Source organism: Nocardia mexicana NBRC 108244 (genome assembly GCF_001613165.1).
Lineage (GTDB): Bacteria > Actinomycetota > Actinomycetes > Mycobacteriales > Mycobacteriaceae > Nocardia > Nocardia mexicana.
Map to the genome: position 1 here is coordinate 1 of NZ_BDBV01000014.1, position 13,849 is coordinate 13,849.

Here is a 13,849-nt window from a genome sequence, read left to right on the forward strand (position 1 = left end):
GCAGCGACCCTCGAAACTCGAAACGCGCCGAAAACCTCCCAGGTGTAGTTGCTTGGCTCTCGCTTCGCGGCCGGGGTTGGCAACGGGGTGGGGTTGGCAATGTACGGAGACGCGCTGCATGGGGCGGCTTCTGCTCGGCTCGCTCCTGCGTCGCATTGCCCTAGGCGGGTGAGCGGGTGTTGTGGTTGGTGAGACCGGGCCGGTGATCACCGGTGGCCGGGCGTGTCGTAGTGGCCCTGGGCACGGCGCGGGTCGTAGGGCGGGCTGTGCGGATTGTCGAAGACCTCGTGGTAGAGCATGGCGTGGACCTGCTGAACCTGCGGGATGTCGTCGTACTCCAGGGGGTCGCCGGAGGCGGCGTCGATGATCAGGGTGCCGGTGCCCAGCATCCGATCGGTCAGGCCGTGCCGGAACTGGATATTGGCGATGCGGTTGAGCGGGATGTCGATGCCGGTGTGCGTGAGCACGCCCTCGCGCACCAGCACGCGGCGGTCGGTCACGATGAAATGCGTTGACTGCCACCGTAGTACGGGAGCCGCGGTACGCCACAGCACCAGCGCCACCCAGACCGCGACGACGGCGATGAGCGCAACACTGCGCGTTGTCCCCTCCGTATTGCGCCATGCGAATCCCCCGGCGAATCCGGCGAGCGCGGTCGCCAGGATGAAGATGATCGCCGGCCAGAAAAGCATCTTCCAATGCGGATGGCGGTGCAGCAGCAACCGCTCGTCCGGCGCGAGCAGCTCCTCCGGATAACCCATACGCGAACCCTACCGCGTGAAGATGCCAGAATGCCTGACAGCGAACGCCCTTGTGCTGCACAATGTGCAGCTGCCGGAGCCGGAGGTCATGGGCTGTGTGTCCGGCTCTGCGCGGCGAACGCGAATCTCGACTGCTCTTCCCGCATCACCGAAGTACTTCCCGCTTCACCGAAGTCCGACCGAGATCTTCCACGTTGATTTGCGATAGCGGAGGCGTGCGTGACCAAGGAACTGACTCAGCTGGAAATCCTGACCGAGCTCGAGCCGGTGGCCGAGCAGAACCTCAACCGGCACCTGTCGATGGCCAAGGACTGGCATCCGCACGACTACGTGCCGTGGGACCAGGGTCGCAACTTCGCCGCCATGGGCGGCGTCGACTGGGACCCGTCGCAGTCCACGCTGAGCGAGGTCGCGAAGATCGCGATGGTCACCAACCTGCTGACCGAGGACAACCTGCCCTCCTACCACCGCGAGATCGCCGAGAACTTCTCCCAGGACGGCGCCTGGGGCACCTGGGTCGGACGCTGGACCGCCGAGGAGAACCGCCACGGCATCGTCATGCGCGACTACCTGGTGGTCACCCGCGGTGTCGACCCGGTCGCCCTCGAAGAGGCCCGGATGATCCACATGACCAACGGCGCCCACTCCCCCGACGATTGGGGCGGCTTCCTGGAGAACGTCGCCTACGTGACGTTCCAGGAGTTGGCCACCCGCGTCTCGCACCGCAACACCGGCAAGGTCTGCGACGACCCCATCGCCGACCGCATGCTGCAGCGCGTCGCCGCCGACGAGAACCTGCACATGATCTTCTACCGGACCCTGTGCGGCGCCGGTATCGACCTGGTGCCGGACCAGGCGATCGAGGCCATCGCCAAGGTGCTCGTCAACTTCACCATGCCCGGCTACGGCATGCCCAACTTCCGCCGCAACGGCGTCATGATGGCCAAGCACGGCATCTACGACCTGCGTCAGCACCTGGAGGAGGTCGTCCAGCCGGTCCTGAAGAACTGGAACATCTTCGAGCGCAACGACTTCGGCCCCCGAGGCGAGCAGGCACGCGAGCGTCTGGGCGCCCATCTGGAGAAGCTGAGCCAGGACGTGCTGAAGTTCGAGGAACAGCGCGACAAGCTCCTGGCCCGCGAACGCGCCCGCGAGATGGCCTCGGTTTAGACGACGCATCGCCGCAGACACGAGTAGCGCACCCGCCCTCGCCCGGCGGTGCGCAGCCTCCGCGGGCCGCCCCGATGGCTTGTTTACAAAGATTGCGAGATTCTGCACCTTTGTATGCGTGAACTCCTCAGGGGCATTCCGGTGACCGGCGACCCGGAAAGAACCAGCGTGGCACCGGCGGAACAGGTGATCGTCGACACCGCGGTCTACGGCAACGTCATCATCGAGCGCACCGACGACAGAGTGTCGGCACGACTCGAATCCGACGGCTCCCCGGTCGTCACCATCGAGCGCACCGGCCCCCGCACGCGCAAACGCGTCCCGATCGGAACCCGGCGAACGAAGCACCTGACGGCCCGGGTGAACGAGCGCCCCCTCGCGCTGACCCTGGGCCGGGGATGGGTGATGAAGCGCTCGTATCGCATCGTCGTCGAAACCGAGGGCCGGTACCTGAGCCTGCGCGCCAGGAATCTGGAAACCAGTGTCTTCCAACAGGGAAAGCTCTATGCGACCGATAAGGAGATGGCCGAACTGACCGCGCGTGCCGACGGGACCGTGGACGTACTGTGGGCAACTCCCGGCAAGGTATCGGCACTCGGCAAGACCCTCGCCTTCGACCCTCCGGAGCCCACGGCCGAGGACCTCCTCATCGGCTACGCCGCCGCGGCGGCGTTCGGTACCGGCGGCCTGTCACTCTTCGGCCTGGTCAGCCTCTTGATCGACGCAATACCGCTCTAGGCGTCGGCCCACGGCCAACCATGGTCACCCCGGATACGGCCAACCAAGGCCATCCGGATACGGCCAACCAAGGTCATCCCCGGCAGCGGCCCGCACCTCGATATCCCGGCAGCGGCCCGCACCTCGATATCCCGACAGCGGCCCGCACCTCGATATCCCGGCACGCTCTTGGCCGGGATTCAGGGTTGGGGTCGTAGGTGGGTGACGTCCCCGGCTGCGACCGCCCGGTTGCCGATCAGCAGGCGGCCGTGGTCGTCCACGTCGGTGGCGACCCCGGTGAGCACCTCGCCGCCGGGTAGTTCCGCGCGGACCTCGGTGCCGAGGGTGGCGCAGCGCTTGCGGTACTCCCCGGCAAGGCCGGTGATATCCCAATTGGCCGTGCGCCATTCGGTGAAATGCCGGGCGAATTCGCGCAGCAGCGACAGGACCAGCGCGGTGCGGTCGACGTCCGCGGCACCGGCGAGGGTCAGCGAGATCGCGTGCGGGACAGGCAGTTCGTCCTCGGCCAGGCTGACGTTCAGGCCCACCCCGACGACCACGGCCGGTGCGCCCGCGCCCGAGGCGACCTCGGCCAGGATGCCCGCCACCTTGCGGCCGTCGATGAGTACATCGTTGGGCCACTTCAGGTTTGCGCTCGAGCCCGTGGTCGCGCGGACCGCGTCCACCACCGCCACGCCGGTCAGCAGCGGCAGCCAGCCCAGCACCGCGGGGTCGATGCCGCGCAGCCGCACCAGCAGCGACATCGAGATCTGCGCGCGCGGCGGGCTCGACCACGCGCGTTCGTGCCGCCCGCGGCCCTGCTCCTGGGCCTCGGCGACGAGCACCCGCCCGTCGGAGTCCGGGTCGCCCGCCCGCTCGATCAGGTCGGCATTGGTGGAGCCGGTCGACTCCACGACGTCGATCCCGGAGAAGAAGGACAGGTCCGGAAGTTCCGCGACACTGCGCCGCAGAAGTTCTGCATCCAAGGGTGGCCTCTGCACACCCGAAGGCTACTACTGCGGTCGATCGGCGCCGAGGACCGTGCCGGGAGCGGGCGGAACGCGGCGACCTCCGCGACCGCCGAAGCGGCGCCGCATCCGACGGACGCGACGCCGCTCGCCTCGTCATTCACCCGACGAGGCAATACCCGATGTGTGCCGGAAGGGACATGGCGTCCTCCTCCAGTCGATCGCCGTCGCGATCGGTGGTCTCCCGCCAGTACTCCGGGTCGACCACGGTCGGCTTCGGCTCGTGAGCCGGCCTGGTCCACACGGCCGCGGCGGCTCTTTCAGCGACGGTTCTACTCCATTCCCACATGACGCGCCTCCCCTGCGCTCGATCACCGGACCTCCACGGTAGCGCCGGCCGCACAGGCGGCGATAGTGATTTTCCTGTGAGGACACCGTGAATCGCCGGTCCCGCACTCGAAGAAGCGCGTGATGCGCTGTGGCGCAGGGCTATTCGCCGCCCACCGGCTGCAGTCCGAGCGCTCCGGCCACGAAGCGGCGCACGGCGTGCTGTCCGGATTCCAGTGCCGCGTCGTAGCTCTCGCGGGACCAGCCCGAAATATCCGCGGTGCCATCGGCATTCGGTGTGACCACGATCTCGGCGACCATCTCCGCCGTCGTCGGTTCGCACACCGCCCAGGAGTAGCGGGTCTGCTCGTCCCACTCGCGGGCGCGGCGCACCACATAGTCCGGATCGGTGATGCCGCCGTCGGCGAGGGCGGGACGGTCGTCGATGCGGTCGTCGGCGCGCAGCGCGCGCAGATACCAGCCGCCCGCATTGATCTCGATCGGCTCCATCAGTGGCCCCGCCGCCGGTTGCGCCGCTCGTGCCGGAGTTCGCGCGCCTGCTGCTTCAGTTCGCGGCGCTGGAACTTCAGCTCGCGGCGATGCTGCTCCATCTCGAAGTGCCGACCGAGCTCCTGATGGTGCTGATCGATCTCGCGGCGATGCTGCTCGATCTCGCGGCGGTGCTGGTCATGATCGTGCCGCCGCCGCGCACCGATGAAGGCGCCCACGGCCGGGATCAACAGGAACCACAGCCAGGTGTGCGTCGTGAAGAACAGCACCAGCGCCAGGATCACGACCAAGCCCATCACAGGGCCGCGGAATTCGGGCCTCCTGCCGCGCCCGGACGGCTCCGGGACCGGCGCGGGCTGCTCCGGGACCGGCGCGGGCTGCTCCGGGACGGGCTCCGGCAGATCGGCGAATACCTGCACCAGATCGCCGCGGGTCACCGCCGCCGCCACCGTGCCGCTGCGCTCGTCGAATTCGGCCACCGACAGCCGCCCGGCCGCGAAGTGATCCGACAGTCGCCGCATGGCCTCTTCGCGCTCCGCGGTGCCGATGCGGATGTCGGGAGAGTCAGCCATGACACGAGATTAGCGCCCGGCGCCGCTGTCTCGCAGCCCACACTGGTCGCGCCGGTCGACGCCGGTTTAGGGTCGAGCCATGTTCCGGCAGCGCGGCCTCGGCTCCTCAGGCTTCCCGCACCGCATACCCGCACGGAGGCTTTGAGAGTGGCACGGAAGTTCGGCAAGTACCGGCTCGAGCGGCAGATCGGGCGGGGCGCGGTGGGCGAGGTGTGGCTGGCCCGCGATACGGCCGCCGAGCGCTCGGTGGCGCTGAAGATCCTCACGATCTCCGCGGCCGAGGACCCGAACTACCGGCGGCGGTTCGAGCGGGAGGCGCGCGTCGGCGCGGGCCTGGACAATCCGCACATCGTGCCGATCCACGGTTTCGGCGAGCAGGACGGGCGGCTGTACCTGGACATGGCGTACGTCCCGGGCATCGACCTGTCCGCGCGGCTGCGGGCCGGTGCCATCGGGGTGCCCGAGGCCGTCGACATCGTCTCCCAGATCGCCACCGCCCTCGACGCCGCGCACGCGGCCGGGCTGATCCATCGAGATGTGAAGCCCGCCAACATCATCGTGCACGCGAGCGGCTTCGCCTATCTCATCGACTTCGGCATCGCGCGCGCCCCGAACCAGACCACCATCACCGCAACGGGTTTCACGGTGGGGACGCTGGCGTACATGGCTCCCGAACGGTTCACCGGCCATGCCGACGCCCGCTCGGATATCTATTCGCTGGCCTGCGTGCTCTTCGAATGTCTCACCGCGCAGCGGCCGTTCGGCGATACCGACCCGGCCCAGCAACTGCACGCGCACCTGCGCGAGGAGCCACCACGCCCGTCCGCGGGCAACCCCGCGATCCCCGTGGCGCTGGATGCGGTCATCGCCCGCGGGATGGCCAAGGAGCCCGCCGACCGCTACGCCCACGCGGGCGACCTGGCCGCCGCGGCCCGCGCCGCCGTCGGCATGCCGCACCCGGTCCCGAGAACCCCACCCGTCCTGGAGCCGCCCGCCGGGGAAAACGAGCAGACCCGCAAGCTCCCCGGCAGCACCCCTTGGCCCCCGGCCGCATCGGCCGGAGCCGCCGCTCCGGAGCTCGCCGCCACACCCCCGCAACCCGACGCTCCCCTCGAGCACCCCGGCTTGCAGGCCTATCCACCAGCACCCCCGCGACCCACCCGCGCCCTCCCGGAAAGCGCTGCGGCACAGGCAAACCCGCCTGAACAGTCAACCCGCGCACTTCCTGGCGCCACTGCCGCACAACCGGACACACCCGCACAGCCACCACCCACCCGCACCCTCCCGGACGATGTGGCGCAAGCAGGCGCCCATCCGCGCCCCACCCGCACACTGCCGGAAAACGCTGCCGGACAAGCAGTCCAATCCACACAACCACCCCCGTCCACCCGCGCGTTCCCGGACAGCGCTGCCGCACAGTCACCTCGGACTACACGAGCCGTCCCGGACACCGCTGCCTCACAGCCGAATACACCCGGTCACCCACCGCATCCCACTAGATTTCTCCCGGAAACCGGTGCCGCACAGTCGAATACACCACCGCACCCCACCCGCATCCTCCCGGGCGCGGCACCGGCACAACCGCCTCGGCCGACGCTGGTCGCCACGCAACTCGGTGGCCGGGCCACCGCCGGACCGCCGGTGCGGCAGCAGCCACCGCCCCGGCGACGCTCGATCGTCAAGACGGCCACGATTCTGGTCGGTGTGGGTGTCGTCGGATTGGCGGCCATCGCCGCGTGCACCGCGTTCCTGACCGAAGGCGGTGGGAGCCAGCCGAATCAGCGCAGCACCGTCACCGCCACCACGAACAACGCGCCGAACACCCGCCCGCAGACAACCCCCAGCCCGCAGCAGCAAACCGGAAACAACTGGCCGCCACCGGGCTGGACGGCCCCCTTCCCCACCCAGACCTTCCAGATCCCCTTCCCCACCCAAACCTTCCAAATCCCGTTCCCGACCTTCGAAATCCCGGGCTTCCCACCCCCGGGCTCCAACACCCCCCAGTAGCAAGGGCTGGGACGGCAAAAGCCCGCCCGCTCGGAGGTGAGCGGGCGGGCTTTGCGGAAAGCCTTGCGGCCTACTTGATTTCGGCGAGCACGGTGCCCTGGGTGATGGCGGCGCCGGCCTCTATCGACAGGCCGGTGACGACACCGGCCTTGTGCGCGTTGACGGGGTTCTCCATCTTCATGGCCTCGAGCACCACGATCAGGTCACCGGCCTCGACGGACTGGCCCTCCTCGACGGCGACCTTCACCACGGTGCCCTGCATCGGCGCGGTGACCGAATCGCCGGATGCCGCCGACCCACCGGCGCCGCCCCGCTTGCGCGGCTTGGGCTTCTTGCGGATGACACCCGCGCCGTTGCCCGCGGCCCCGGCCGCGCCCGCACCGACGGTGAACTGTCCGGGCAGCGATACCTCGAGCCGGCGTCCGCCGACCTCGACGACCACCGTCTGCCGCGCGGCCTCGTCGTCCTCCTCGATCGGCTGTGCGCCGGTGTAGGGCTCGATCGGGTTGTCCCAGTCGTTCTCGATCCACTTGGTGTAGACGTCGAACTTGGTGCCGTCACCGACGAACGCCGGATTCTGCACGATGTGGCGATGGAACGGGATCACCGTCGCCAGTCCCTCGACCTCGTACTCCGCCAGCGCCCGAGCGGCGCGCTCCAGCGCCTGCGTGCGGTTCTCGCCGGTCACGATCAGCTTGGCCAGCATGGAGTCGAACTGTCCACCGATCACACTGCCCTGCACCACACCGGAATCCATCCGCACACCCGGACCCGACGGCTCCTTGTACACCGTCACCGGCCCCGGGGCGGGCAGGAAGTTGCGGCCCGCGTCCTCGCCGTTGATGCGGAACTCGATCGCATGCCCGCGCGGCGTCGGGTCCTCGGTGATCGTGAGCTCGTGGCCCTCGGCGATGCGGAACTGCCAGCGCACCAGATCCAGTCCCGAGGTCTCCTCGGTGACCGGGTGCTCCACCTGCAGACGCGTGTTGACCTCGAGGAACGACACGGTCTCGCCCTGCACCAGGTACTCCACGGTGCCGGCACCGTAGTACCCGGCCTCCTTGCAGATCCGCTTGGCCGACTCGTGGATCTTGCCGCGGACCTCGTCGGACAGGAACGGCGCGGGCGCCTCCTCGACCAGCTTCTGGAACCGCCGCTGCAGCGAGCAGTCGCGGGTACCGGCCACGATCACGTTGCCGTGCTGATCGGCCAGCACCTGCGCCTCGACGTGGCGGGCCTTGTCCAGGTACTGCTCCACGAAGCACTCGCCACGCCCGAAGGCCGCGGTGGCCTCCCGCGTCGCGGACTCGAACAGCTCGGGAATCTCCTCGACGGTGTGCGCGACCTTCATGCCGCGACCGCCGCCACCGAAGGCGGCCTTGATCGCCACCGGCACGCCGTACTTCTTCGCGAATTCCACGACCTCGGTCGCGTCCTTGACCGGATCCTTGGTCCCGGCCGCCATCGGCGCCTGGGCGCGCTCGGCGATATGCCGCGCGGTGACCTTGTCACCGAGGTCCCGGATCGACTGCGGCGACGGCCCGATCCAGATCAGCCCGGCGTCGATCACGGCCTGCGCGAAATCGGCGTTCTCCGACAGGAACCCGTAGCCCGGGTGAATGGCGTCGGCGCCGGACTTGCTCGCGGCATCGAGAATCTTGTCGAACACCAGGTACGACTCCGCCGACGTCTGACCACCGAGTGCGAACGCCTCGTCGGCAATCTTGACGAACGGCGCTTCCGCATCCGGTTCCGCATACACCGCGACACTGGCGATACCGGCATCCTTGGCGGCCCGGATCACACGCACCGCGATCTCGCCCCGATTGGCAATCAGAACCTTGGTGATCTGCGCGTTGGCATGGCTGGGCACTGAGCCTCCTGTGCTATGGACAACTTTCGTCTGGAGCGAGTGTAGGCAGTGTGCCAACAGACGCCGAACCGGGCTAGGGGCTACTGGACAGTAGGAGGCCCGTCACGGTGCCGAAACGATGGTTCTTACACCGTCAACGGGGGTGGACTCCCGGCTCGTCTCCTTTAACGATCGGAGTCCGCACGGCGTTACTCCATTCGGTCCAGGAACCGTCGTAATTGCGCACGTTCTCCCGGCCCAGCAGATAGGTCAGCACGAACCACGTATGTGCCGAATGCTCCCCGATCCGGCAGTAGGCGACCGTCTCGGTCGCGTCGAGCGCGGGCGCGTAGATGCGATCCAACTCCGCCCGGGACCGGAACCGGCTGTCGCCCGCGACCGCCGCGGTCCAGGGGATGTTCACCGCCGTGGGAATGTGTCCCGCGCGCAGCGCCTGCTCCTCCGGGCGGTCGGTGATGCGATCGCGCTCGCCCGTGTACTCCTCGGCCACGCGCACGTCGATCAGCGACTGCCCCAGCCGCGTCCGCACCTCGTCCAGAAACACCCGCGCCCGCTTGTCGTCGCGATCGACCACCGGATACTCGCCCAGCCCCACATCGGGCACCTCGAAGGTCGTGTCGCGCTCCTCGGAGATCCACGCGTCCCGCCCGCCGTCGAGAAGCCGCACGTCGGGATGCCCGAAAAGCTCGAATACCCACAGCGTGGCGGCGGCCGTGCCGTTGGCCTTGTCCCCGTAGATCACCACGGTGTCCTCGCGCTCGATACCCTTTGCTCGCATCAATTCGGCGAAACGGGCACCGTCGATGACATCCCGCGCACTCGGGTCGGTAAGCTCAGCCCGCCAGTCGATCTTGATGGCGCCGGGCACGTGCCCGATGTCGTACAGCAGTACGTCCTCGTTGGACTCCACGATCCTGAGTCCCGGCGCGCCGATGTTTGCCGACAGCCACTCCGTGGTTACTAGTCGGTGAGGGTGTGCGTGGGAGCCGAAGGATGGATGAGGGTCCGGGGCGACGGGCACGGTGTTTGGTCCTTCACGCGTGGTTGACGGGTGGTCAGCAGTTCCACTCCGATCGTAGGTGCGAAGCGTTACAGCAACCGGTTTCACATCACGAATCGGGTGAAGAGCGAATAAGTCGCAGCCTCATCCGATAAAGTCTCCCGGGAGGAGGGGTGAGCTATGTCTGATTCTTGGCCACGACGGCGCCTGCTCGCGATCCTACGTGGCGCCAGCGAGCCTCTCGATGCCCAGGAACTCGCCAGAGTCACCGGGCAGCACGTCACCACCGTCCGTTTCCATCTGGACGTGCTGACCCGCGAGTCGCTCGTGCGGCAATTCCAGCAGCCCCCGCGCGGCCGCGGCCGCCCGCGCATCGGCTACACCGCCGTCCAGCGATCGGTCGGCTACCAGGATCTCGCCCAGGTGCTGGCCGATCAGCTCGGCAGCGATCCGCGCCGCCGCTCGGATGCGGCCATTGCCGCCGGGCGCGCCTGGGGCGCCAAGCTGGAGTCGCTCGATCAGCCGATCGCCTCGCTCGGGGATGCCAAGGACGTCACCATGACGACGATGTCCGAACTCGGCTTCGCGCCCGAACGGGACCCCTCGACGGAAACCGACGAGCAGGTCATGATCCGGCTGACCGCCTGCCCGCTGCGCGATCTGGCCCGCACCCACTCCGAGGTGGTGTGCGGCGTGCACCTGGGTCTGATGCGGGAGATTCTCGACCGCAACGGCGGCCGGGATTCGGTCAACGTGCGGCTGCATCCGTTCGTGGAGCCCGAGATGTGCGTGGCCCGGCTGGAGGCGCTGGAGAACACGCTGCTGCCGGATCCGGCCGAGCTGCCCGATATGCGACAGGACGGCGAGCCGCGCTTAGCCGCTCCCGCGGGCGGGCGGGTGGCCCCGCAGCTACGTGCCGACCCACAGCTGCGCAACGCCGACTCCCACGCCGGCAAGCAGTCGACGCAGCAGCGGTAGCCCGATCCCGATCACGCTCGACGGATCGCCCTCGATGCGGTCGACGAACCAGCCGCCGCGGCCGTCCAGGGTGAAGGCGCCCGCCACCTGCAGCGGCTCCCCGGAGGCGAGGTAGGCGTCCAGCTCCTCGGGTTCGGGCTTGGCGAAATGCACGGTGGTGCCGCTGCAGTCGGCGGCCTCCGCCGTCACGGCGCTGTCCCGGATCCGCAGCACGCTATGACCCGTCAGCAGATCCGCGCTCCCCCCGGCCATTTCGGCCCAGCGCGCGCGGGCCACCTCCGGGGTCAGCGGCTTACCCTGCAGCACGCCGTTCACCAGCAGCATCGAATCGCAGCCCACCACCACGCAATCCGCGACGGCATCGGCGGACTCCGCGATCAGGGCCGCGGCGACGCTCTGCGCCTTGGCGCGGGCCAGCGCGGTCACCACGGCTTCCGGAGCGGTACCGGGGGGCAGCGCGGCGGCCACCGCATCCTCGTCCACGTCCGAGACCCGCACCAGCGGGGTCAGACCGGCCGACCGCAGCACCTGCAGCCGCGCGGGCGAGGCGGAGCCGAGTACGAACTCCATCTAGTCGCGCAGGTGCGACAGGTAGGGGAAGGCGTAGGGCGAGAACGGCGACGTCCCGCGGTGCATGAGCGTCGGCCTGCCCCACTGGTCTGCCGGGCCCGTCTCGCCGGGGGCCGCGGCGGAGTTCGCTGCGGCGGCCGCCAGCACGCACACCAGGGCGGCGATCTCGTCGTCGGTGGGCGAGCCCTTCAGGATCCGGATGACGGGTCCCGCGTTCGATTCGGTATCGGTGTCGGTGACCACCGGCTCCATCGCGACGAAGTCGTCGACCGACAGATCCAGCTCGGCGGCGCGCAATACCTCTTCATCAGCTACAGCCGTCACAGCGCCAGCTCCTCCTGTTCATTGCCGGAGCCCCGGCAGGCCCGGCGTTCGCGGGTTCCGGGGAACCCTGCGAACGGTATTCGTTGCGGCCCTCGTCGGCGAGGGCCTGTCCTACCATCTTTGCTCGGATGAGGCAATTACGCGCGAGATGCTGTTCTTTCTCACAACTGAAGTGTGCCTCCGCTACCGCGCTTATCGCCGAATCAGAGCGGAATGTTGCCGTGCTTTTTCGGCGGCAAGGTCACCATCTTCCGTTCCAGCAGCCGCAGCGCAGAGACGATCTGGCCGCGCGTCTGCGAGGGCGGGATGACCGCGTCGACATAGCCGCGCTCGGCCGCCACATAGGGGTTCACGAGGGTGTCCTCGTACTCGTTCTGCAGCTCGAGCCGCAGGGCATCGACGTCGGCGCCCTCGGAGGCGGCCTGCGCGAGCTGCTTGCGGTAGACGAATCCGACCGCCCCGGAGGCGCCCATGACCGCGATCTGCGCGGTCGGCCACGCCAGGTTCACATCCGCGCCCATATGCTTGGAGCCCATCACGTCGTAGGCGCCGCCGTAGGCCTTGCGGGTGATGATGGTGATTTTGCCCACTGTGGCCTCGCCGTAGGCGTAGAGCAGCTTGGCGCCCCGGCGGATGATGCCGTTGAACTCCTGGTCGGTCCCCGGCAGGAAGCCCGGCACGTCGACCAGCGTGATGATCGGGACGTTGAACGCGTCGCAGGTGCGCACGAACCGCGCGGCCTTCTCCGAGGCGTCGATATCCAGGCAGCCCGCGAACTGGGTGGGCTGGTTGGCCACGATGCCGACGCTGCGGCCGTCGACGCGGCCGAAGCCGACGATCACGTTCATCGCGCGCTCGGCCTGCACCTCGAGGAACTCGTCGTCGTCCAGCAGGCGGCGGATGACCTCGTGCATGTCGTACGGCTGGTTCGGCGAGTCCGGGATCAGCGTGTCGAGCTCGAGGTCTTCTTCCGTCAACGAATCCTCGATGGCGCCCTCGATCGGATCGCTGGCGGGGAAGCGCGGCGCCTCGGCGCGGTTGTTGCTGGGCAGGTAGCTCAGCAGATCCTTGACGTAGTCCAGCGCGTCCTGCTCGCCGGACGCAACGTAGTGCGCCGCACCGGATTTCACCATGTGGGTGTGGGCGCCGCCCAGCTCCTCCATGGTGACTTCCTCACCGGTGACGGTCTTGATGACATCCGGGCCGGTGATGAACATCTGGCTGGTCTGGTCGACCATGACGACGAAGTCGGTCAGCGCCGGGGAGTAGACGTGGCCACCCGCGGCCGGGCCCATGATCAGCGAGATCTGCGGGATCACGCCGGAGGCCTGGATGTTGCGGTGGAAGATCTCGCCGTAGAGGCCGAGCGAGACCACACCCTCCTGGATGCGGGCGCCGGCGCCCTCGTTGATGCCGATCAGCGGGCGGCCCGTCTTGAGCGCCAGATCCTGCACCTTGACGATCTTCTCGCCGTACACCTCGCCGAGGCTGCCGCCGAAGACGGTGACGTCCTGGCTGAAGATGCACACGTCGCGCCCGTCGACGGTGCCGTAGCCGGTGACCACGCCGTCGCCCAGCGGGCGGTTGTTCTCCAGGCCGAAATTCACGCTGCGGTGCCGGGCCAGCGCATCCATCTCGACGAACGAGCCCTCGTCCAGCAGCGCCAGGATGCGCTCGCGCGCGGTCATCTTGCCCTTGGCGTGGACCTTGTCGACCGCGGCCTCACCCATCGGGTGCTTTGCCTCTTCCAGCCGATTGCGCAGATCAGCCAGCTTCCCAGCGGTGGTGTGGATATCGGGGGCGCCCGCCGAACCCGGCGAAGGCTGCTGCTGGACACTCGTCATGCCCCGGAGTGTAACCAGTGCCAGGACGGCGGGAAATTCCAGTAGGGGCTACTGGCGAGTACTGCTATTGGCTGCCTGCCAGTAGAAAATCCCTGGTGAAACGCGGTGCGGGGTAGGCAAAAATCCCTTCCGTCGCTACTGGAAATTCGGAATCCGGTGCGCGGTCGGGGGAAGTTCACAATTGCGCTGGGGCGACCCGCCGCAGCGCACCCTCGCCCTGAACCACGC

At 68.5% G+C, this 13,849-nt stretch carries 14 protein-coding genes; 4 read left to right on the top strand and 10 right to left on the bottom strand.

The features are described from left to right. Window positions 1–206: 206 nt before the first annotated feature. Window positions 207–761: a PH domain-containing protein gene (locus tag NM1_RS05080; RefSeq protein WP_068014431.1), complete on the bottom strand. Its 555-nt coding sequence runs from the start codon at window positions 759–761 to the stop codon at window positions 207–209. Between the two features lie 219 nt (window positions 762–980). On the opposite strand from NM1_RS05080, the gene NM1_RS05085 reads away from it, so the two are divergent. Both NM1_RS05085 and NM1_RS05090 read left to right on the top strand, forming a co-directional pair. Next, complete coding sequence (locus NM1_RS05085; RefSeq protein ID WP_068014433.1) at window positions 981–1,931, top strand: acyl-ACP desaturase; 951 nt, start codon at window positions 981–983, stop codon at window positions 1,929–1,931. A 114-nt stretch (window positions 1,932–2,045) separates the two neighbouring features. After that, the gene (locus NM1_RS05090) at window positions 2,046–2,669 is read left to right on the top strand and encodes a hypothetical protein (protein WP_147288935.1); all 624 of its coding nucleotides are present in this window, start codon (window positions 2,046–2,048) and stop codon (window positions 2,667–2,669) included. A gap of 179 nt (window positions 2,670–2,848) precedes the next feature. Here NM1_RS05090 and NM1_RS05095 read toward each other — a convergent pair whose 3' ends face one another. The 4 genes from NM1_RS05095 to NM1_RS44500 form a co-directional block, all read right to left on the bottom strand. Further along, the gene (locus NM1_RS05095) at window positions 2,849–3,634 is read right to left on the bottom strand and encodes a biotin--[acetyl-CoA-carboxylase] ligase (protein WP_246011071.1); all 786 of its coding nucleotides are present in this window, start codon (window positions 3,632–3,634) and stop codon (window positions 2,849–2,851) included. Window positions 3,635–3,776: 142 nt separating this feature from the next. Further along, window positions 3,777–3,920 carry a hypothetical protein gene (locus NM1_RS05100; RefSeq protein ID WP_157123841.1) on the bottom strand — a complete coding sequence of 48 codons (144 nt, stop codon included), beginning with the start codon at window positions 3,918–3,920 and terminating at the stop codon, window positions 3,777–3,779. A 185-nt stretch (window positions 3,921–4,105) separates the two neighbouring features. Then, a complete protein-coding gene (locus tag NM1_RS05105) occupies window positions 4,106–4,453 on the bottom strand; it encodes a hypothetical protein (RefSeq protein WP_068014442.1) in 348 nt (115 codons plus the stop codon). Continuing rightward, window positions 4,453–5,025: a DUF1707 SHOCT-like domain-containing protein gene (locus NM1_RS44500; RefSeq protein WP_068014443.1), complete on the bottom strand. Its 573-nt coding sequence runs from the start codon at window positions 5,023–5,025 to the stop codon at window positions 4,453–4,455. The genes NM1_RS05105 and NM1_RS44500 overlap by 1 nt, the downstream gene beginning before the upstream one ends. Before the next feature lie 147 nt (window positions 5,026–5,172). On the opposite strand from NM1_RS44500, the gene NM1_RS05115 reads away from it, so the two are divergent. Then, on the top strand, window positions 5,173–7,032 hold the full coding sequence (locus tag NM1_RS05115; RefSeq protein ID WP_068014444.1) for a serine/threonine-protein kinase: 1,860 nt from the start codon (window positions 5,173–5,175) through the stop codon (window positions 7,030–7,032). A 70-nt stretch (window positions 7,033–7,102) separates the two neighbouring features. Here the strand turns inward: NM1_RS05115 and NM1_RS05120 are convergent, their stop codons facing one another. Together NM1_RS05120 and NM1_RS05125 are read right to left on the bottom strand one after the other, a co-directional pair. Beyond that, the gene (locus NM1_RS05120) at window positions 7,103–8,905 is read right to left on the bottom strand and encodes an acetyl-CoA carboxylase biotin carboxylase subunit (RefSeq protein ID WP_068014446.1); all 1,803 of its coding nucleotides are present in this window, start codon (window positions 8,903–8,905) and stop codon (window positions 7,103–7,105) included. A gap of 133 nt (window positions 8,906–9,038) precedes the next feature. Further along, window positions 9,039–9,926: a sulfurtransferase gene (locus NM1_RS05125; RefSeq protein WP_068014447.1), complete on the bottom strand. Its 888-nt coding sequence runs from the start codon at window positions 9,924–9,926 to the stop codon at window positions 9,039–9,041. 159 nt (window positions 9,927–10,085) lie between these two features. Between NM1_RS05125 and NM1_RS05130 the strand changes: the two genes are divergently transcribed. Beyond that, window positions 10,086–10,883 carry a helix-turn-helix transcriptional regulator gene (locus tag NM1_RS05130; RefSeq protein WP_068014449.1) on the top strand — a complete coding sequence of 266 codons (798 nt, stop codon included), beginning with the start codon at window positions 10,086–10,088 and terminating at the stop codon, window positions 10,881–10,883. Here NM1_RS05130 and NM1_RS05135 read toward each other — a convergent pair. The 3 genes from NM1_RS05135 to NM1_RS05145 form a co-directional block, all read right to left on the bottom strand. Then, window positions 10,815–11,453, bottom strand: a complete 639-nt coding sequence (locus NM1_RS05135) for a Maf family protein (RefSeq protein WP_068014451.1) — start codon at window positions 11,451–11,453, stop codon at window positions 10,815–10,817. The genes NM1_RS05130 and NM1_RS05135 overlap by 69 nt on opposite strands. Beyond that, the gene (locus NM1_RS05140) at window positions 11,454–11,777 is read right to left on the bottom strand and encodes an acyl-CoA carboxylase subunit epsilon (RefSeq protein WP_084519173.1); all 324 of its coding nucleotides are present in this window, start codon (window positions 11,775–11,777) and stop codon (window positions 11,454–11,456) included. A gap of 203 nt (window positions 11,778–11,980) precedes the next feature. Beyond that, complete coding sequence (locus NM1_RS05145) at window positions 11,981–13,621, bottom strand: acyl-CoA carboxylase subunit beta (RefSeq protein ID WP_068014453.1); 1,641 nt, start codon at window positions 13,619–13,621, stop codon at window positions 11,981–11,983. Window positions 13,622–13,849: the final 228 nt, after the last annotated feature.

Bases quoted from the DNA above. Each gene is read 5' to 3' on its own strand.
- NM1_RS05080 (WP_068014431.1), bottom strand. From the start codon at position 761: ATGGGTTATCCGGAGGAGCTGCTCGCGCCGGACGAGCGGTTGCTGCTG.
- NM1_RS05090 (WP_147288935.1), top strand. From the start codon at position 2,046: ATGCGTGAACTCCTCAGGGGCATTCCGGTGACCGGCGACCCGGAAAGA.
- NM1_RS05105 (WP_068014442.1), bottom strand. From the start codon at position 4,453: ATGGAGCCGATCGAGATCAATGCGGGCGGCTGGTATCTGCGCGCGCTG.
- NM1_RS44500 (WP_068014443.1), bottom strand. From the start codon at position 5,025: ATGGCTGACTCTCCCGACATCCGCATCGGCACCGCGGAGCGCGAAGAG.
- NM1_RS05130 (WP_068014449.1), top strand. From the start codon at position 10,086: ATGTCTGATTCTTGGCCACGACGGCGCCTGCTCGCGATCCTACGTGGC.
- NM1_RS05135 (WP_068014451.1), bottom strand. From the start codon at position 11,453: ATGGAGTTCGTACTCGGCTCCGCCTCGCCCGCGCGGCTGCAGGTGCTG.
- NM1_RS05145 (WP_068014453.1), bottom strand. From the start codon at position 13,621: ATGACGAGTGTCCAGCAGCAGCCTTCGCCGGGTTCGGCGGGCGCCCCC.